The following is an 18,834-nucleotide window of genomic DNA, read 5'->3' as shown; positions in this document are numbered from 1 at the left end:
ATGAGCGACAATCAGCACCAGGATAACCCGAACCAGGACGACACTACCCATTTCGGCTACGAAACCGTCAGCACCCGTGACAAGGCGCAACGTGTCGGGCAGGTGTTCCACTCGGTTGCCAACCGATACGATGCCATGAACGACCTGATTTCCATGGGCACGCACCGGGTCATAAAACGCTTTACCGTTGAACTGAGCGGTGTTCGGGCCGGGCAAACGGTGCTGGACCTGGCCGGTGGCACCGGCGATTTCTCCATGCGCTTTTCACCACTGGTGGGCGACAGCGGTCATATTGTGCTGGCCGATATCAACGATTCCATGCTCAAGGTGGGTCGCGACCGCCTGATCGACAAGGGCATCACCGGCAATGTCAGTATCGCCCAGGTGAACGCCGAGCAGCTGCCTTTTGCTGACGAAAGCTTCGACTGCATCTGTATCGCTTATGGGTTGCGTAATGTGACCGACAAGGACGCTGCCCTGCGCTCCATGTATGCCACCCTGAAACCGGGTGGCCGGGCCCTGGTGCTGGAATTTTCCAAACCCGTCAATCCCCTGCTGGGAAAAGCCTATGACGCCTGGTCCACATTGTGGCCGGTGGCGGGCAAAGCTGTCACCGGCGATGCCGACAGCTACCGTTACCTGGTCGAATCCATTCGCATGCACCCGGACCAGGAAACCCTGCGCGATATGATGCAGGATGCCGGGTTTCGCGACTGCAAATACCACAACTTGCTGGGCGGCATCAGTGCTGTCCATGTCGGTTACAAGTAACGGCTGACATACCCATGGCTCTGTCTCTGCTCGGTACCGCTCTGCTGCAACCACTGGAGTTCGCCATCAACCGGTTGATCGCCCGCGACCCGCATATCATCCGGGCGTTGAGTGCCGCCGCCGCTGACAAAATCATCACCATACGCTGCACCAGCCTGCCACGCTGGCAGGTCAGCCTGCTCATCAACAACGACCGGGTCATGTTGCTGTCGGCACAGCAGGACACACCCGATGCCTGCCTGGCCGGCAGCCATCGCGCCCTGAGCGGGGTACTGCTCAGCGACGATCAGGCTACCGCGCTGCACGACCCCGACATCGAACTGAGTGGCGACGTGCAACTTGTCCAGCGTCTGCACCGGGCACTGAATCAGCTCGACATTAACTGGCAGGACCTGCTCGGGCCCCTGCTTGGCGATATCGGTACCCGGGCAGTGGATACTGGCTGGCAGCACAGCCGTGACACGGCGCTACACGCGGCCAGCGCGATGAAACGCAATGTCACCGATTTTGTGCAGGAAGAAGCAGGGCTGACCCCCACCCGGCAACAGGTACAGCATTTTACCGATGAACTGGATGCCTTGCGCCTGCGTGTGGACCGGCTGAATGCCCGTATTCAGCACCTTCAGCAGCTTGTGACAAATTGACGCATCCGCTTGTATTCGCGCCTCACAGTGGGATAATCCGGTAAAGTCTGCACAGCGTAATAACATCGCAACCGATGTTGTTGCGGCACCGCGTAACGACTGTTCAGCGACCATTCAGGCACGCTTGACCTATAATGGAGGCTCGGATCGCAATGCGACCAACGGGTTTCCGGGAGAAAATTTGACATGAAAAAGACTGACGGATTTACGCTGGCCTCTGCTGCCGCAGCCCTGATGATGTCCGGCTCCGGCATGGCGGCCTTCGATGTTGAAAGCAAGAACCCTGATGCGCCGATTAAAATCAGCCTGTGTCAGAGCGTCCATGCTGCCGGCCAGAGTGCCTGCAAAGGTCTCGGCAATGAGGCGGGCGCAGGCGCCAATAGCTCAGGCGACGTCGGATTTGTCGCGGTAAGCACCGGCAATGCCAATTTTTCCGCTGCCATGTGTCAGGTCATGGGAGGCAGTGAAGCCGCCAGCCTCACCGCCACACCGGAGACCGCACTGGCTGAAGAAGCGGTATACGTAGCCTATTGTAATGATGTGTTCACCTGCGCCGGCCTCAGCGCCTGTAAAGGCAACGCCAACGCCAGTTGCGCCGGTCAGAACACCTGTCACGGCATTGGTTTCGTCGGCGTTTACACTGGTGACAAGGCGTTGTCCGACTCACTGTGTGAAAAGCTCGGCGGTACGGTACTGTCATCGCTGTAACAAAATTCAGCTACCCGGGGGACTCTATGCTTGGTTTCGGTATCGGACTGCGCAGCCCCCACTATGACTATGTACTGGACAACCTGCCGGCAGTAGACTGGTTTGAATTGATTACCGAAAATTACCTGGCGCCCGGCGGCCGTCCCCGCGCCATCCTGCGCCAGGTGCGTGAACACTACCCCGTTGTTCTGCACGGCCTGTCCTTCAACATAGGATCGGCCGAAGCGCCCGACGCTGATTACCTGCAACAACTCAAACAGCTAATAAACGAATGCCAGCCCGCCTGGGTATCCGACCACCTGTGCTGGACCGGGCTGCATGGCCGTACTTCGCACGACCTGTTGCCCATTGCTTACAACAAACAGACGCTGGCGCAGGTCAGCAGCAAAGTCAGCCAGATTCAGGACACGCTGCAGCAAACCATCGTGCTGGAGAACCCGTCGGTATATTTGCAATTCAAGTCATCCGACATGAGTGAAGCCGATTTCATCAATGCGTTGGTGGAGAATACCGGCTGCCGCATTCTGCTGGACGTGAATAACATCTACGTCAGCAGTTTCAATCTGGGCCTGGATCCACTGGCACAAATCCGGGCAATCCGTCCCGACTGCGTGCAACAGTTCCATCTGGCGGGCCACACTCACAATGTCAGCCATATTATTGACACACATGACCAGGCGGTCAGCGACGAGGTCTGGACGCTTTACAGCCAAGCCTGTGAGCATGTCGGCGCGGTGGCAACGTTGCTGGAACGCGATGACCACATTCCTGCCTTTACCGACCTGATGCAGGAACTCGATCAGGCCCGCCGCCTCCAGCAAGCGGCTCTGGTCCGGCCGACACATCAGCCAGAGTCTGCTCAGCAGCAGCGGGCATGAGCATGCGCTGGGAAGACGAACAACAAGCGTTCTGGAACTGGATCACCAAACCCCAGGATCTGCGTGACAGTCGTGACGACATCATGCACATGTTCGCACCCCATCGCGAGCTTAACCAGGTTGAAGCACTGGGCATATACAACAATGCCTATCATCAGCGCCTGATCAATATTTCCGCAGAACTTTACCCCATTTTGTACCACACTCTGGGCGATGCGGTGTATACCCGCCTGTGGCTTGAGTACCTGGAAGGTCACCCACCGCGGCCGGGTCCGATGAGCCTGCTGGGTGACGATCTGCATACCTTCGCCAGCCAACACCCACAATTTGGCCAGCTGCCGGCGATGCTGGATATCATCGAACTGGAAACTTTACTGATAACATTGTTTGACCGAGCCGACCAGGACGTTTACACACTGGCAGATCTGCAACAACTGACCATGGAGCAATGGCCGACAGCACACTGGCAGGTACGTGATGACTGGGCGCTGATGCGAAGTGAATTTGATCTGGAAGCGTATTGGGCGGCGATGCAGCAATATCTCGCCAATGCCGAAGCACAGCCCGGCGAAGTGCCGTTCGGAGTCGAGCGGGCAAGTCAGCAAGCCCTGGCGCAAGGCAATTTCTATCTCGTCCGCCGTGTGCGTCACCGCATGCAATTTCAGCGCATCAATGCGCACATGCACTGTTTCCTGAGCGCACTGCGTGAGGGGTGCAATTTTGCCGACACCTGCTCTGAACTTGCCCGGCAGTTTGCGGACCAGGATATTCCGACACTGAGCCTGAACCTGTTGCTGAAGTCCATCGAACTCGAACTGCTGCAGCGCAACCAGTCCTGATCAGTCCTCAATAATCTCGAAGCTATGGCTGACCGTGACGCCGCCGTTGGCCAGCATGATGGTCGCCGAGCAATATTTTTCAGCCGACAGCTCGACAGCCCGCTGTACCTGTTTTTCGCTGAGATCTTTACCGCTGATGCGGAAGTGCAGGTTCATTGATTCGAAAACGGCGGGCACTGCGTCGACGCGTGTCGCCGTGACTTCCGCATCACATCCGGTGACGTGCTGACGGGATTTTTTCAAAATACTGACAACGTCGAATGAGGAGCAACCACCGGCGCCAAGCAGCAGCATTTCCATGGGCCGAATGCCGACATTGCGACCACCATTGGCCTCCGGACCATCCATGACCACGGTATGCCCACTGCCGGACTCACCCAGAAACATGGCATTATCTACCCAACGCACTGTTGCCTTCATCAACCCTCTCCTTCCGTTCGTCCAACGCCTGCTGTCGCGGATCGCAAGATTACCACAGACCATCGCCAAAGGTTAGCCAGCCGGTTTACAATGGGGTAGGATTGAATCAGGACTATGGGTCAGGAGACTACTTTAATGGCATTGATGGCCATCACCCCGCACATCGCAGATCTGGAAAATTTCCTGAGTTACAGTCACCTGCGCAAATACGATCGCAATCAGACGTTGATTTACGCAGGCGATGAACCCACTACCCTGCACTACATCATGCGCGGCACCGTGTCTGTCGTACTGGAAGACGACGACGGCAAGGAAGTTATTGTTGCCTATCTCAACCCGGGCGATTTTTTTGGCGAGATGGGCCTGTTTGATACCCGCAAAGCACGCAGCGCCAGTTGCCGTGCCAAGACCGAGTGCGAGATCGCTGAAATCAGCTACGAAAAATTCAACCAGTACATCCGTATGCACCCGGAAATTCTGTTCACCATTGGTCAGCAAATGGCCAGTCGGTTGCGCAACACCACTCGCAAAGTTGGCGATCTGGCATTCTACGATGTCACCGGTCGCGTCGCCCGCACGCTGATTGAGCTGAGCCGGGAGCCGGACGCCATGACGCACCCGGACGGCATGCAAATAAAAATCACCCGTCAGGAACTGGGGCGCCTGGTCAACTGTTCACGCGAAATGGCCGGGCGGGTATTAAAGACGCTGGAAGAACAGCAACTGATAGCTGTCAGCGGTCAGACCATCGTTGTCTACGGCACCCGTTAATCAGCCGTCGCCATCAGTAACAAACCCCGCCCGGCTTCCGATTGTGCTATCAGCTTTTCGCGCTCAGTTTTGATATAGGTCCTTTTCTCGACAATCTCGGTGCCCGGCAACCCTTTCATGCCCAAAAAGCTTTCCGCACGACGGAAGCACGACATGGCCTTAATGGTATCTTCGCTGTCGACCGCTCGCTGTGCCATCAGCAGGCAGGAATTCACTGCTATCCTCAGTCCCAGCGTGCGGAGTCTGTCACGGCAGGCCTGGTACTGACTGGCACTGATCTTGTCACTCTGGTACATCGACACAAAAATCTTCAGAGCACGCTGAATATGGCGCTGCGTCATGGTCAGCTCTTCTTCTGTTGCCACCGCCGCACTGCTGCCGGCATTGCCGCCGCCGGCGCTCTGCTTGCTGGCTGCTTCTGCCTCTTTGATCTGCTTGTCCAGGTCGGAGCGTACCGGGTCCAGCGACTTGATGGTCTGCAGATCCTCGAGCAGGCTGCCAAACAGCAGCGCAAGCACTTCCGGGTCGGTTTCCATCTGTTGCAGCGCGCGCGCCGTCTGATGCACCTGTTTGCGCCGTGACTCCAGCGCTGACAGGCGGGACAGTCGATTAACGTGCTGCCCCTGTCGCTGGCCGGCCTGCTGCGCAATAAGCAACCCCGCCATCATCAGGCATAACAGGAACAGCGTTGTCAGAAAGTAGGAAGCAAGCATGCTCAACCCGCGCGAAAGCCTTCAGAAGGATAAAGGTGACCTTCTTTCAGTATCGGCTGCTGAGCTCAACAATTTAGTGTCAGGCGAACAGTTCCCGGAGTTTGTCGCCCGGGTTGTCGGCACGCATGAAAGTCTCTCCGATCAGGAATCCGTAAATTCCCTGAGACATCATACGCTTGACATCGCCTGCGTGGGCAATGCCGCTTTCCGTGACAATGAGTTTGTCATCAGGGGCCAGGGCGGCCAGACGGAACGTGGTCTCCAGATCGGTATGAAAATCATGCAGATTGCGATTATTGACGCCGATAAGATCAAACCCGGCAGACAGGGCGATATCAAGCTCGGTTTCGTTGTGAACCTCCACCAGCACGTCCAGCTGAAGATCATGCGCACATGCCGCCAGATCGCGCAGCCGCGGAGGGTTCAGCGCCGCCACAATCAACAAAATACAATCGGCACCCATGGCACCCGCCTCGGCGACCTGATAAGGATCAATAATGAAATCCTTGCGGATCACCGGCAACGTGCAGGCTGCTCGCGCCTGCTGCAAATATCCGGTGCTGCCCTGGAAAAACTGCTCGTCTGTCAGCACAGAAAGACATGTGGCACCTGCTTCCGCGTACTGCTGCGCGATAAGCACCGGATCAAAATCCGGCCGGATCAGGCCCTGGCTGGGTGACGCTTTTTTAATCTCGGCGATAACCGCAGCCTGTTGCGCGTCCATACGTTCACGCAATGCCCGGATGAACCCACGGCGGTCAGTCATGCTGGCGACCGCCTGCTTCTCCAGAACAGCGTGACTTGTGCGCTGGCTGTTGCGCTGTATCTCAACCTGTTTATGCGCCAGGATTTTTTCCAGAATAGTGCTGGTATTCACAATGTCATCTCTTGATCAAGCGTTTCCGGGACAGTTGACGATCGCGGCTTCAGTCTGCATTCAGCGCGGACGTGAAGTCAGCCAGAGCCTGCAATTTGTGCAGCGCCTCACCGCTGCGCAATATCGCCTGCGCGCGGGCCACACCCGCCGGCAGATCATCCACCAGATTGGCGGCATAAATCGCCGCCCCTGCATTCAGTGCAACGATATCGCCAGCCGCCTCGTTTTCATAGGTCAAGGCTTGCCGCACCATCGCCAGGCTTTCCTGCGGCGAACTGACTTGCAGCATGGCTATGCCGTCACGCTGTACCATGCCAAAGTCTGCCGGGCTGACGGAGTAGCGCACGATGTGATCATCCCGCAGCTCCCCGATCTGGGTCGCGGCGCAGACGCTGATTTCATCAAGGCCGTCGTCTGACGCCAATACCAGTACGTGGCGCGAACCCAGCTCTTTCAGAACATCCAGTACCGGCTCTATCCAGACCGGATCAAAAACGCCCATGACCTGGTTCGGTGCCGACGCAGGGTTGGTCAACGGCCCCAGCATATTGAATATGGTACGCACACCGATCTCCCGGCGCGCGCCGATCACGTGCTTCATCGCACTGTGATGGCCAGGGGCAAACATGAAGCCGACGCCCAGCTCTTCAATACAGGCCGCCACTTGCTCCGGGCTAATCGCCAGATTGACCCCGGCCGCCTCCAGCAGATCGGCACTGCCGCTTTTGCTGGTGGCGCTGCGGTTACCATGTTTTGCCACTCTGGCGCCGGCACAGGCCGCTACCATCGCTGCCGAGGTTGAAATATTGAAAGTATCAGTGCCGGTGCCCCCGGTACCGCAGGTATCCACCAGATGTGCGTCCGGCGGCACTGCCACCGGCGTCGCCAGTTCGCGCATGACACGCACGGCACCGAGCAATTCGGGCGTTTTAATACCTTTCATCTGCAGGGCGACCAGCACAGCTGCAACCTGCGCGTCGGTGCACTGCCCGGTCATGAGTTCGCGCATCAATACCGCCATTTGCTCGGCACTGAAATCCTGGCGCTGGGTGAGATGGCGGATTGCCTGCTTGATATCCATAAAACACCTGTTTTTGTCTTGTTCCGGTCAGCGCTGTAAAAAATTCTTCAGCAACTGATGGCCATGTTCACTGAGGATGGATTCCGGATGAAATTGCACGCCTTCGAGGTCCAGAGTCTTATGCCGCAGACCCATGATTTCGTCCACGCTGCCATCAGCCAGTTGTGTCCAGGCTGTGACCTCCAGGCAGTCGGGCAGAGTCTTGCTGTCCACTACCAGCGAATGATAGCGGGTCGCCGTGAACGGGCTGGGCAGCGAGCTGAACACACCGGTATTGTTGTGGTAAATCGGCGACAGCTTGCCGTGCATGACCTGCCGCGCCCGGATCACATCGCCACCAAAGGCCTGGCCGATGCTTTGGTGTCCCAGGCAAACGCCCAAAATCGGGATATTGCCAGCGAAGTGTTTGATCACATCAATGGAGATACCGGCCTCGCTGGGCGAGCATGGCCCGGGCGAAATCACGATCTTGGCCGGAGCCAGTGCGTCGATGTCTGCCAGGGTCAAGGTATCGTTGCGATAAACCTGCACATCCGCCCCCAACTCGCCGAGATATTGCACGATGTTGTAGGTAAATGAGTCATAGTTGTCGATCATCAAGATCATATGGCGGCTATCCCCTGAAATGCCCACTACCACACCGTTAGTCGGCGCGGAAGGAGCTGCATTTTCTCCCAAAACCGCGCAGACATAAACCTCTCAATGGCAATATCGTGACTTTACACTGGCCTGGGCTGACGAACCGGATGGAAACCGGTATGCTGAATGTCTCAGTCAGAACCCGCTCAGTAAGGACAAGGAGACCCAATGCCCCGTGTACCCAGTTACGACAAAGTCGCACATCTGCTGACAATATTGATCAAATTTCATGAAAAACTGGCGAATATGTATGGTCGTCTGACCGCCATGATGGACAACCAATACTCCAAACTGCTGGCCGAAGAAATGCAGCGACGGGAACTGCGCCTGGTCGAAACACTGACCTCTTATCAGCAAACAGCGCCCGATCGCATCCTCAACACCATGCTCCAGAAATCCTATCCGGAAGATCCGAACGAGTTCCTGGGCAAGCTTGAAGCGGAACTGAAACCCGAGGCTGCCGCTGGCCTGGACCCCGATGACTTCTACGCGCTGGGCAGTCGTGCCGATGACTACATTGAAGAGTTGTTGTCCGTGCTGCGCGAGGGCACCAATGTGCCGGACGTACGCGACGTGTTTGCAGACCTGCAGGCCGGCGAAAAGAAAGAGCGCATTGCGCTGAGCAAGGCCTACAACTCACTGCGGGAGATGTAGGCCAGCTCGTCGCGGCTGCATCAGATAATAAAACCACCATCAATCACAAAGCTGTCGCCGGTGTGGTAACAACTGGCGTCACTCATCAGATAGGCCGCAATGCCTTCAAAGTCTGCCGGCGTTCCCCAGCGACGCGCCGCAATACGCGGCATGATGGCATTGCGGAATTTCTCGCCTTTATAGGTTTCCGCGGTCATCGCGGTCTCGATATGGCCCGGCAAAACCGAATTGGCGGTAACACCGTAGCGCGCATATTCCACCGCCAGACCTTTCATGATGGACAACACCGCACCTTTGCTGCCCGCATAGGCCTCCCCGCCGACCATGCCCAGTTTGGCACCGATAGACGATGTACCGATTAGTCGCCCTCCGATGTCGCCGGTTTCTGCACGCGCCTTCATGTGGCGCGCTGCAGCGCGCAAGGTTAGAAACAGCCCGTCCAGGTTGACCGACATCACCTGACGCCACTGTGCCAGCGTCAGCTCATCAAAGCGCCCGCCGCCACCGACACCGGCATTGGCGAAACACGCGTCCACGCGTCCAAATTCGGCCAGGGTGTCAGCAAACGCGCGTTCCACCACTGCCTCGTCAACGACATCACAGTTGATTGCATGCACACGCGTTCCGAACGGCTGCAATTGCTCCACCGCTTGCCGATTCTTGTTTTCGTTGCGTCCCCAGATGCAGACGTCACCGCCCTGTCGGGCAATACCCATGGCAAACCCCAGACCGATACCGCCATTGCCGCCGGTGATGAGTGCCACTTTACCGCTGAGATCAAATAAACCCTTATCCATAACCAGCCTGTCATTGTTGTTATACCTATGAGCTGCCATCCTCGCGAAAATACGGAGAATCTGCAAGAAATCGTTCATGTAGACTGTAGGCTGAGGGTGGCTCCGCAACGGAAGCCGGCAAACAGACGGGGTGGAAAAACCGACCGCCTTGCGCCATAGTAGAGGGATACCACAGGTGTACGAATGCCTGAACCCTTGAGATGTAAACGGAGGCTTATAGTGACTGACAAACCATTTCTGACCGATGTTAAAACCCTGCGCGAACGTGCGCGCAAACATATAGAGGATGGCGCTGTGACCGAAGGCTACAGGGCCAACAGGGAGAACGTCATCAAGATCCTCAATGAGGCGCTGGCCACCGAGATCGTCTGTACGCTGCGCTACAAGAGCCATTATTTTCGTGCCGACGGCATCAATGCCAACGTGGCGGCTGCGGAATTTCTGGAGCATGCCAATCAGGAGCAGCAGCATGCCGACTGGCTGGCCGAGCGCATAGTGCAACTTGGCGGCAAACCGAATTTTTCACCCGAGGGGCTGTTGAGCCGCTCCCATGCAGAATTCATCGAAGGCGACACTCTCAGAGAAATGATCAAAGAGGATCTGATCGCGGAACGTATTGCCATTGATAGCTACCGGGAAGTCATCGTCTACCTGGGAGACCAGGACCCCACGTCACGACGCATCCTGGAAGATATCCTGGCGCAGGAAGAAGAACATGCCGATGACATGGCCGGACTGCTGCAGGACCTGCCAGCAGACGCATAGTGCGCTGAAACTCTGATGCCGCTGCGGCGGTGAAACTGAGACAATAACGTGGATCCTGTCAAAGAAACCATCAACACGTTCGACAAGTACGCTGTTGAATACGAAAGCAGGTACATGAACCACGCGCCTTACGTGGAGACCTACAGGCTATTGTCTGAACTGCTGAGCGCTGACGCTGTGATTCTGGATGCAGCCTGTGGTCCCGGCAACATTGCCAGTTTCCTGTTGCAGGGGTTTCCCGATCGGAAGCTTCACGGCATTGATTTGTCCGCAAAGATGGTGGCCCGCGCCCGGCTGAACAACCCCGCAGCCACCTTTGACGTGATGGACTGCAGGAAGATCTCTACGCTGCACCAACACTATGACGCAATAGTCGCCGGCTTTTGTTTCCCCTACCTGAGCCGGAGAGAAGTCAGGGCCTTCATCTCTGACGCACGAAACAGACTGAATGCTGACGGGGTTTTTTATATCAGCTTCATGGCGGGTGACTATACTGCATCGGGACTGCAAACCCGGAATGACGTAGACTGGGTCTGCACCTATTATCATGACCCGGAACTTGTCATCGAAACTCTCGAAGCAACCGGATTCGAGGTGATTGATCTGGATCGCAAAACCGTCAGTAACGACGGCGAGCCCGATACAATCGATATTTTCATTTACGCAAGAATGCGCTGAACGCACCCGGGAGACGCCATGGATATTCAGGGAATCACAGACAACCGGGTCACCGTCAACGTGCACGGGGGCATTGCCGATGTACGTCTGAACCGGGCGGACAAGCGCAATGCGCTGGACGATGCACTGTTCACATCACTCGCTGCCGCCGGGGAAGCACTCAAGACTTTGCCGGGCCTACGCGCGGTGGTGCTGTCCGGCGCCGGCGAATCCTTTTGTGCGGGGCTGGACTTCGGATCGTTCAAAGGCATGTCACAGCGGGATGGCAAAACCTCCACTATCGGCACCATGGTCGGCGACGATGCCATCACTCACCTGGCTCAACAGGTGTGCTGGGTCTGGCAGGAAATTCCGGTGCCGGTGATTGCCGCCCTGCAGGGCCACGCACTGGGCGGCGGCATGCAGATAGCGCTATGTGCTGACATTCGAATTGCCCACCCCGATACGCAGTTGTCCGTGCGCGAAGTTTTCTGGGGCCTGATTCCGGACATGACCGGCACCCTGATGCTGTCGCACCTGGTTCGGCCGGACGTTGCGCGAAAGCTGGTTTACACTGCAAAAATTCTGAAAGCAGACGAGGGTCACGCATTGGGGCTGGTTACCCAATTATCCGAAGATCCACTGGTGGCGGCGCAAACCCTGGCCACCGAGATTGCCAGCCGCAGCCCTGACGCTGTGCGCGCCGCCAAACGACTGCTGACGCGTAAACTCAGGGCTGAGGCTGCCGAACAATTCGCCGCCGAGCGCGAGGAAATCCACCAACTGATCGGCTCCGCTAATCAGAATGAAGCGGTCATGGCCTATTTTGAGAAGCGCTCGCCGGAGTTCCGGGATGACTGATGCGCTGCTAACCGAAACCACATTTAAACAATCATGAAGCCTGGCCAAACAATCGTCATTGGTTTGCACAACCCCAAAAGTCCTGAAAATGTCGGCTCAATCATGCGTGCCGCCGGCTGTTATCAGGCCAGTGCGGTGCGCTACACGGGCGAACGCTTTTCGCGCGCAGTGAAGTATCAGACCGATACCAAAAATGTCACGTCAAAAATACCGTTGATCCATGTCACGGACTTGCTGGCTGACCTGACCGGCGATACACAGCTGGTCTGTGTCGAATTTGCCGAGGGGGCCACCCTGTTGCCGCAGTTTCGACACCCTGAACAAGCCATCTACCTATTTGGCCCCGAAGATGGATCATTACCGCAGGCGATCATAGACGCCGCCGACCATGTTGTCTTTGTGCCAACTATCGGCTGCATGAATCTGGCGGCATCCGTCAACGTGGTACTGTATGACCGGCTGTGCAAATCAACGCAGGACATCAACAGCGAAGAGGCGATCAAGCGCAGCCGCGACAATAACAACCGACTGGTCGTTAATAAGTAACGAACCGGCGGTTATGCTGTTCCCGCTTTTAATTGGCTGGTGCCAGGCATACGCTTGAACCAGTACCATTCCAGCCAGGCAAAATCCGCCACCAACAGCGCCGAACCGCCCAGCAACAGATGCCCCCAAAGCGTCAGGTGACTGGCGAACGCAACCATGACGACGGGCACACCAACCACCCACACCATGTCCAGGGCAAACACCCAGGCGACCCCGGTGCGTGCGTCGGGCAGCCCCCGGTATATCCAGTAGACCCACACCGCAAACAGCACAAGTCCGGCGCCGACCAGTTGGCAAAGCCAGGCTGGCACATCACCCATGATGCCAGCCATGGTCGCAGGCAATACGATCAACACAGTACCGGCGATGGCGGAACAGATGACGTTAACAAGCAAGGTTGTAGTTAATCCCGGAATTTTCATGACAGAGCTCCTGCATAGATTATTGAGTCGATGCCAACCCGACCGGGTCAGCTCAGGATGCATCATCTAACCCATAGTTATGTGACTCAATTACCTCGGAAGTAATGGTTTTGCTGCCACAATTGCGCAAGAATCAGCGTTTTCGTTGAGAAGGAACAGCATCCATGCCAGCAACCGGTCACGTTCTTACGGAAATAAGGCGCGCCAGACGCCTGTCGCAACTTGACCTTGGCCTGCAGGCCGAGGTCTCGGCGCGCCACATCAGTTTTATTGAAACCGGCCGTGCCCAGCCCAGCCGGGATATGTTGCTCAGATTATCAGAGGTAATGGGGCTGAGCCATCGCGACTGCAACCGGCTGATGAACGCCTTTGGTTATTCCCCCGTGTTTTCCGATATGTCGTTGGATGACAGTGCCATGCTGCCGGTGCGCGAAGCCTTGCAAATCATGCTGGATAAACACAACCCCTACCCGGCAGCTGTGCTCGACATTGAATGGAATCTGCTTATGAGCAACCAGGCCATGCAGGACATGATGCTTGCCTTGATGCCTAAGGAACGCCTGCTTCAATCAGAGAATATGCTGGTGCTTCTGTTTCATCATCAGGGGCTACGGCCCTACCTGACCAACTGGGATACCGTGGCCTCTTTGCTATTGCGCCGCCTGCGTCTGCAACTGAGCACCCAGCCTACTGCCGGTCTGGCGAAACTGATGGACAGACTGCTCAGCATGGATCCGCCGCGGGACTGGCAGACACCGTCACCTGATTCATGGGAGGGCCCGATGCTGACATCTCACCTACAGATACATGGCCAGTCGCTGAACGTGTTCTCCACCCTGAGCAGTTTTGGCACCGCATTGGATGCCGGTCTTCAGGAACTGATGATCGAAAGCTATTTCCCGGCCGACGAAGCCACGCGGCGTTTCTTCGAAGGTACGGCCATCGGTTGAGCCGCAGGCAGCAGCAGGGCGCTGCATCCCGGTCAGCATTACTGAGGTCACAACAAGTCGAGGTTTGTAACTCAGCGGAACGTTACAGTTATTTACCGTCATAATCCCTGACCACATCGTGCCTGGTGTTTGTCCTAAACCGGAGCGCTGCAACTGGCGCCAAACCTGTAACAACTGAAACAGCGGTGATGTCGCAGCATGATGCGCGTTTCCATACTTTCCGCCAGGGTGGCCCCCAGGTCATAGTCCGGATCGTCATCCACCAGTGTGCAAGCATAAACCCGCACGCCCCGCTCTGTGTTGATCAGCATTCGGGTATGTGTACACATAAAATGCTCCCGGCTCTGCGTAGTCGGGTATTTCTCCATGCAGTTCTCTGTCACTTCCGGACTGCCGTCCTCAGTGCCCGGCACCCCAAAGTCGGGAAAGGCAGTGAAGGCGACCGCTTGCGGAATACCGTGCTGGCGAAAAACCTCCCGGTATTGCGTCTCAATTGCTTCACTGTCTTCATCGGCCTCCATCTGCCGCGCCACCGACACCCTGAAGCCCTGCTCATGCAACCAGCGGATACCCTGCAAGGACTCGGCAAAGCTGCCTTCGCCCCGCCCCGCATCATGGCGCGCCACGTCGGGGTAATCCAGACTGATGCGGAAACTGACCGGAAACGGATTATCCAGCAACGGTAAAATCTGATGACCACGCTGCATCAAAACCCGCGTGCCATTGGTCAACACAAAACATGGTTTGTGTCGGCTGGCGTAATCCAGAATATTGACAAAGTCGCGGATGACAAAAGGCTCACCGCCGGTAAAAGAAAATTGTTCGACTCCCATGTCTACCGCTTCATGGATAAAGGGTTTGAGTTCGTCAAGTGTCATCGCCGGAATACGTGTGTCACCCGGCTTCGAACCCTCCAGGCAAAACGGACAGGACAGATTGCAGGCGGTGCCGGTATGAATCCACAATTCCCTGAGCTGATGGGCATCAATAAAACCGCGCGGGTCCCCGGCCCGGGTGTGGGTCCAGCTGTCCTCATAGCGCGGTGAAACAATATTCACCACCGGAATTGTTGAGCGCGCTGTTGGCGTCGGCTCAGAGGTCGTACTAGTCATAATCTTTCTCTTCCTGGTCACGTGTTTCATCTATCGTCAGGTCACGGATTGGTTTTGCGCCGGCCCGTTTGCGCTGCAAGGCATCGCTGAAGGCGGCGGCCAAAACACCCGTTGGCATGGCAATCAGGCCAATGCCGGCTATAGCCGTGACACCAGCACAGATTTTCCCCAACGCCGTGATTGGCGTCACGTCTCCGTAGCCAACCGTGGTCAGCGTCGCCACACTCCACCACAGTGCCCTGGGAATGCTGCCAAATGTTTCCGGCTGGGCGTCTGCTTCTACCAGGTACAGCACCGATGATGAGCCCACCAACAGAAACATAGCCGCCAGCAAACTCAGCATCAATTCGTAACGCCGCTCACCCACTGCTGAAAGCACGGCGTCTATGGCATCGCTGAAGCGCCCCAGTCTGGCCAGTCGCAGTAGCCTGAGCAGGCGCATCAAGCGCAGCACAAACGCATCACTGACGCCCAGAGTCACCAGGAACGGAATCAATGCCAACAGATCTACCAGAGCCCAAAAACTGACAATATATTTCAGTCGGCCGACAAATCCGCGATATTGAGGGTCTTCACCGGACGCATAGACACGGGCGATGTATTCGACCAAAAAGAAAACAAACAGAATCAGCTCAATGGCAAAAAATATATCGGCAAACCGGTCACGCAGAGTCACTTCGGTGTCGAGCACCGCGACGCTGGCGGCAATCAGCACCAGAAAACAGACCAGCCTGTTAACCGGTGACATGCCGTCACCTTCCCAGGCCCCGGCATAGAGCTGACGATACAGCCGTTGTCTCAGCGTGCTTCTGACCTCACTACCAGCCATCGTCAGCCTCCCAGCCAGCCTATAGAATGGCAGCTCATAAAATGGCCATCAGAATCATCACGCTCATTACCAGCAACATAAGCAGTCCGGCGAAGAACGCCAGTGCCCGCCAGGGCTGCAGGGCGTTGATATGACACCAGGTATGAACGATCCGCGCGCCGGTGAAGATCATGAATAGCCAGGGCCCGACAAGCGGGGATGCGTCCACGACGATGTAAACCCACCCCAGTGCCCAGAACGCCGGAATATTTTCCAGATCATTGAGCCACGCTCGCGCTGCGCGCTGTACTTGCGGGAGCTCATCGGCCGCCGGCGCCACACCAACCGCCCGGGCATCCTCCGGCGCCTTGTAGGATTTGAATTTGAACCGTTGCTGGCCCTGAAAAACCGAGATCGCCACCATTTTCAGAAACAACATGACCGTTGCCAACGCATACCAGAAAATAACAGTGTCCATATTGATTATCCGCGCTAATTGTTGCAAAGTGATTTTGACGTCGGGCATTGCGGCCAAACTGTTGATCCAACACAAGATAGCAGATTAGGCTGGCATTTTGTTGCCCGGTTTGCCGGTCGCTCTTTCCCTGCCCGCCCGATGATCCTTGATGGGCCCGATAGCGTACAACACTCAACTAATCAGGCCCCCGGAGGATTGTGTTATTTCATCATCACGCATCAACATCGTCTGGTTTCGTCAGGACCTTCGTCTGGCCGACAACCCGGCGCTATATGAAGCCTGCAACAATGGCGCCGTCATTCCTGTATATATTCTTGATGACAAGCATAGTGGCGAGTGGGCCATGGGCGGCGCCAGTCGCTGGTGGCTACACCACTCCCTGAGCGCTCTGTCTGCTTCCCTGAATGGCAATCTGCTGATACTGCAGGGGGATCCCCTGACGTTGATACCCCGGCTGGTGCAAACGGTGCAGGCTGACGATGTGTACTGGAACCGTTGCTATGAACCCTGGCGCATCAAGCGCGACAGTCAGCTCAAGAAACAACTCAATGACAACGGCACCGTTGTCTACAGCAGCAATGGATCGCTGCTGTGGGAGCCGTGGCGTATTCTCAAGGACGACGGCACACCCTATCGGGTGTTCACACCCTTTTATCGCCGGGGCTGCCTGAAAGCGCAGCCGCCGGGGACGCCGCTGTCGGTGCCACGTCAACTCAAGAAGACGGTTGTCGATGCCACCGCCAAACAGGGAGCCTCCTGGCTCAAAAACTGCCTGGGCCAGGCCGGCATCGACAAACTGGGCCTGCTACCCTCGATCCCCTGGGACAAAACCATGGCAGCCAGCTGGCAGATCGGCGAAAAGGCCGCCTGGCAGAGGCTGCAAAACTTCCTCGACACCGGCTTGCAAGGTTATCAGGAAGGACGCAATTTCCCGGCCCGGGCCAAGGTGTCTCGCCTCTCCCCTTACCTGCATTTTGGCGAGATCTCGCCGCGCCAGGTATGGCACGAAGCACAATCGGCAGGCACCGCCGGTGGCCTGGAGAACGATCTGGATACTTTTCTGTCAGAGATCGGCTGGCGTGAATTCTCCTACTCCCTGCTCTATCACAACCCAGACCTGCCTCACAACGCCATCCAGAAACGCTTCAATAATTTCCCCTGGCAAAAAAATGCGGACCGGCTGCGCGCCTGGCAACAGGGCAACACCGGTATGCCCTTGGTGGATGCGGGCATGCGCGAGTTGTGGCAGACGGGTTACATGCACAATCGGGTGCGTATGGTGGTGGGCTCGTATCTGGTCAAAAATCTGCTGCTACATTGGCATGACGGTGAGGCCTGGTTCTGGGATTGCCTGGTGGACGCTGACTTGTCCAGCAACAGCGCCAGCTGGCAATGGATAGCAGGCTGCGGCGCAGACGCTTCGCCTTACTTCAGGGTATTCAACCCGGTGCTGCAAAGTCGGAAATTCGACAAGGAAGGGGATTACTTGCGGAAATATGTGCCCGAACTGGCCTCACTGCCCGACAAACATATCCATGCGCCGTTTGACGCCCCCGCAGATGTATTACGCAGTGCCGGCGTTCGTCTGGATGAAAACTACCCCAGCCCGGTGGTAGACCTGAAGGCCTCACGCGAAGCTGCCCTGGCAGCGTTCAAGTCACTGTCCTGAACCTCCTGCCGGCAAAACCGGTTACAGCAAACCCAGGTTGATCGCGCGCAAGACGGCCTGGGTGCGGTCACGCACGCCCAGCTTTTCCAGAATGGAAGACACCTGATTCTTGATGGTGCCTTCTGATTTGTGGATGGTATTGGAAATCTCACGATTGCTGAACCCTCCCGCCATCAAGCGCAATACTTCGATTTCCTTGTCGCTGAGTGTCTCCGGTGCGATGGTGTCGTCAAACCGCGGCTCCATGGTGGACAGGCCTTTCAGGATTCTTTCCGTCAGCGCCGGCTGCATAAGGGTGCCTCCGGCATGCACGGTCTCGATAGCACCTACCAGACTGTCCAGCGACACATCCTTCAGCAGGTAGCCCCTGGCACCTGCCGCGATGCCCTCCATGACCAACTGACTGTCATCAAAAGTGGTCAGGATGATGCTGGGCACCATGCAACCGGTATCACGCATGGCATGCAGCGCATCAATGCCGGTCATTTTGGGCATGCGAATATCGATAAGCAGAACGTCAGGTTTGAATCGGCTGATACCGTCCACCACCTGACTACCATCTTCCACCTGACCCACAACGTCGATAGCACTGCTAAGTTCCAGCAGGCTGCAAATGCCAAGACGCACCAGGTTCTGGTCTTCCGCCAACATGACACGTATTTTCATTCCGGGCTCCGGCAGCGGCCCACCCGCCACTGACTAAATAACAGTCTTGCCACAGTATGACACAAGGATAAATTCGACCACCAGGGAACCTCAGAATAAGTATAAGGT

At 56.6% G+C, this 18,834-nt stretch carries 24 protein-coding genes; 13 read left to right on the top strand and 11 right to left on the bottom strand.

All coding sequences use genetic code 11. The features are described from left to right. From ubiE to ENH71_RS13600, 5 genes are all read left to right on the top strand, one after another. A complete protein-coding gene (gene ubiE, locus ENH71_RS13620; RefSeq protein WP_294134242.1) occupies positions 1-771 on the top strand; it encodes a bifunctional demethylmenaquinone methyltransferase/2-methoxy-6-polyprenyl-1,4-benzoquinol methylase UbiE in 771 nt (256 codons plus the stop codon). Between the two features lie 14 nt (positions 772-785). After that, positions 786-1,415, top strand: a complete 630-nt coding sequence (locus ENH71_RS13615) for a ubiquinone biosynthesis accessory factor UbiJ (RefSeq protein WP_294134239.1) — start codon at positions 786-788, stop codon at positions 1,413-1,415. Between the two features lie 186 nt (positions 1,416-1,601). Further along, on the top strand, positions 1,602-2,123 hold the full coding sequence (locus tag ENH71_RS13610; RefSeq protein ID WP_294134236.1) for a hypothetical protein: 522 nt from the start codon (positions 1,602-1,604) through the stop codon (positions 2,121-2,123). A 26-nt stretch (positions 2,124-2,149) separates the two neighbouring features. Beyond that, positions 2,150-3,001 (top strand): MNIO family bufferin maturase, encoded by an 852-nt coding sequence (gene bufB / locus ENH71_RS13605; RefSeq protein WP_294134233.1) that lies wholly within the window; start codon positions 2,150-2,152, stop codon positions 2,999-3,001. Continuing rightward, positions 2,998-3,840: an HvfC/BufC family peptide modification chaperone gene (locus ENH71_RS13600; protein WP_294134230.1), complete on the top strand. Its 843-nt coding sequence runs from the start codon at positions 2,998-3,000 to the stop codon at positions 3,838-3,840. The genes bufB and ENH71_RS13600 overlap by 4 nt, the downstream gene beginning before the upstream one ends. On the opposite strand, the gene ENH71_RS13595 is transcribed toward ENH71_RS13600, so the two are convergent. Further along, positions 3,841-4,260, bottom strand: a complete 420-nt coding sequence (locus tag ENH71_RS13595) for an OsmC family protein (protein WP_294134228.1) — start codon at positions 4,258-4,260, stop codon at positions 3,841-3,843. A 135-nt stretch (positions 4,261-4,395) separates the two neighbouring features. Here ENH71_RS13595 and crp point away from each other — a divergent pair, with 135 nt between their 5' ends. Then, positions 4,396-5,031, top strand: a complete 636-nt coding sequence (gene crp / locus ENH71_RS13590; RefSeq protein ID WP_294134224.1) for a cAMP-activated global transcriptional regulator CRP — start codon at positions 4,396-4,398, stop codon at positions 5,029-5,031. Here crp and ENH71_RS13585 read toward each other — a convergent pair. The 4 genes from ENH71_RS13585 to ENH71_RS13570 form a co-directional block, all read right to left on the bottom strand. Then, positions 5,028-5,744: a hypothetical protein gene (locus tag ENH71_RS13585; protein WP_294134222.1), complete on the bottom strand. Its 717-nt coding sequence runs from the start codon at positions 5,742-5,744 to the stop codon at positions 5,028-5,030. The two genes, crp and ENH71_RS13585, sit on opposite strands and share 4 nt — an antisense overlap. A 79-nt stretch (positions 5,745-5,823) precedes the next feature. Continuing rightward, the gene (gene trpC, locus ENH71_RS13580) at positions 5,824-6,621 is read right to left on the bottom strand and encodes an indole-3-glycerol phosphate synthase TrpC (RefSeq protein WP_294134219.1); all 798 of its coding nucleotides are present in this window, start codon (positions 6,619-6,621) and stop codon (positions 5,824-5,826) included. 49 nt (positions 6,622-6,670) lie between these two features. Continuing rightward, positions 6,671-7,702: an anthranilate phosphoribosyltransferase gene (trpD, locus tag ENH71_RS13575; protein ID WP_294134216.1), complete on the bottom strand. Its 1,032-nt coding sequence runs from the start codon at positions 7,700-7,702 to the stop codon at positions 6,671-6,673. A 27-nt stretch (positions 7,703-7,729) separates the two neighbouring features. Beyond that, positions 7,730-8,308: an anthranilate synthase component II gene (locus ENH71_RS13570; protein WP_294134213.1), complete on the bottom strand. Its 579-nt coding sequence runs from the start codon at positions 8,306-8,308 to the stop codon at positions 7,730-7,732. 201 nt (positions 8,309-8,509) lie between these two features. On the opposite strand from ENH71_RS13570, the gene ENH71_RS13565 reads away from it, so the two are divergent. Continuing rightward, positions 8,510-8,995: a hypothetical protein gene (locus ENH71_RS13565; protein ID WP_294134210.1), complete on the top strand. Its 486-nt coding sequence runs from the start codon at positions 8,510-8,512 to the stop codon at positions 8,993-8,995. Between the two features lie 20 nt (positions 8,996-9,015). Here the strand turns inward: ENH71_RS13565 and ENH71_RS13560 are convergent, their stop codons facing one another. Further along, positions 9,016-9,792, bottom strand: coding sequence for an SDR family NAD(P)-dependent oxidoreductase (locus ENH71_RS13560; RefSeq protein ID WP_294134208.1), 777 nt, complete (start codon positions 9,790-9,792; stop codon positions 9,016-9,018). A gap of 183 nt (positions 9,793-9,975) precedes the next feature. Here ENH71_RS13560 and ENH71_RS13555 point away from each other — a divergent pair, with 183 nt between their 5' ends. From ENH71_RS13555 to ENH71_RS13540, 4 genes are read left to right on the top strand one after another with little or no spacing between them, the layout of a single operon-like run. Beyond that, positions 9,976-10,557: a ferritin-like domain-containing protein gene (locus ENH71_RS13555; RefSeq protein ID WP_294134205.1), complete on the top strand. Its 582-nt coding sequence runs from the start codon at positions 9,976-9,978 to the stop codon at positions 10,555-10,557. A 48-nt stretch (positions 10,558-10,605) separates the two neighbouring features. Beyond that, positions 10,606-11,235, top strand: coding sequence for a class I SAM-dependent DNA methyltransferase (locus ENH71_RS13550; protein WP_294134203.1), 630 nt, complete (start codon positions 10,606-10,608; stop codon positions 11,233-11,235). A gap of 18 nt (positions 11,236-11,253) precedes the next feature. After that, complete coding sequence (locus ENH71_RS13545; RefSeq protein WP_294134199.1) at positions 11,254-12,075, top strand: crotonase/enoyl-CoA hydratase family protein; 822 nt, start codon at positions 11,254-11,256, stop codon at positions 12,073-12,075. A gap of 33 nt (positions 12,076-12,108) precedes the next feature. Next, entirely contained in the window at positions 12,109-12,621 is a 513-nt protein-coding gene (locus tag ENH71_RS13540; protein ID WP_294134197.1) for an RNA methyltransferase, read from the top strand. A gap of 11 nt (positions 12,622-12,632) precedes the next feature. On the opposite strand, the gene ENH71_RS13535 is transcribed toward ENH71_RS13540, so the two are convergent. Then, a complete protein-coding gene (locus ENH71_RS13535; protein WP_294134194.1) occupies positions 12,633-13,043 on the bottom strand; it encodes a hypothetical protein in 411 nt (136 codons plus the stop codon). Positions 13,044-13,207: 164 nt separating this feature from the next. Here ENH71_RS13535 and ENH71_RS13530 point away from each other — a divergent pair, with 164 nt between their 5' ends. Next, positions 13,208-13,993 (top strand): helix-turn-helix domain-containing protein, encoded by a 786-nt coding sequence (locus ENH71_RS13530; protein ID WP_294134192.1) that lies wholly within the window; start codon positions 13,208-13,210, stop codon positions 13,991-13,993. Between the two features lie 134 nt (positions 13,994-14,127). On the opposite strand, the gene ENH71_RS13525 is transcribed toward ENH71_RS13530, so the two are convergent. Genes ENH71_RS13525 through ENH71_RS13515 form a run of 3 tightly spaced genes read right to left on the bottom strand, consistent with a single transcriptional unit; the run spans position 14,128 to position 16,391 of the window. Further along, entirely contained in the window at positions 14,128-15,105 is a 978-nt protein-coding gene (locus ENH71_RS13525; protein ID WP_294134190.1) for a radical SAM protein, read from the bottom strand. Then, a complete protein-coding gene (locus ENH71_RS13520; protein ID WP_294134188.1) occupies positions 15,098-15,934 on the bottom strand; it encodes an ion transporter in 837 nt (278 codons plus the stop codon). Before ENH71_RS13520 ends, ENH71_RS13525 begins: the two co-directional genes overlap by 8 nt. 34 nt (positions 15,935-15,968) lie before the next feature. Next, positions 15,969-16,391 carry an MAPEG family protein gene (locus ENH71_RS13515; RefSeq protein ID WP_294134185.1) on the bottom strand — a complete coding sequence of 141 codons (423 nt, stop codon included), beginning with the start codon at positions 16,389-16,391 and terminating at the stop codon, positions 15,969-15,971. A gap of 148 nt (positions 16,392-16,539) precedes the next feature. On the opposite strand from ENH71_RS13515, the gene ENH71_RS13510 reads away from it, so the two are divergent. After that, on the top strand, positions 16,540-18,060 hold the full coding sequence (locus tag ENH71_RS13510) for a cryptochrome/photolyase family protein (protein ID WP_294134183.1): 1,521 nt from the start codon (positions 16,540-16,542) through the stop codon (positions 18,058-18,060). Between the two features lie 21 nt (positions 18,061-18,081). On the opposite strand, the gene ENH71_RS13505 is transcribed toward ENH71_RS13510, so the two are convergent. Beyond that, positions 18,082-18,726, bottom strand: a complete 645-nt coding sequence (locus tag ENH71_RS13505) for a response regulator transcription factor (protein WP_294134182.1) — start codon at positions 18,724-18,726, stop codon at positions 18,082-18,084. Positions 18,727-18,834: the final 108 nt, after the last annotated feature.

The sequence above is a fragment of the Pseudohongiella sp. genome, assembly GCF_011050365.1.
GTDB lineage: Bacteria > Pseudomonadota > Gammaproteobacteria > Pseudomonadales > Pseudohongiellaceae > Pseudohongiella.
Note: the sequence above shows the minus strand (reverse complement) of the source record. Positions and strands in the feature narration are given on the sequence as shown.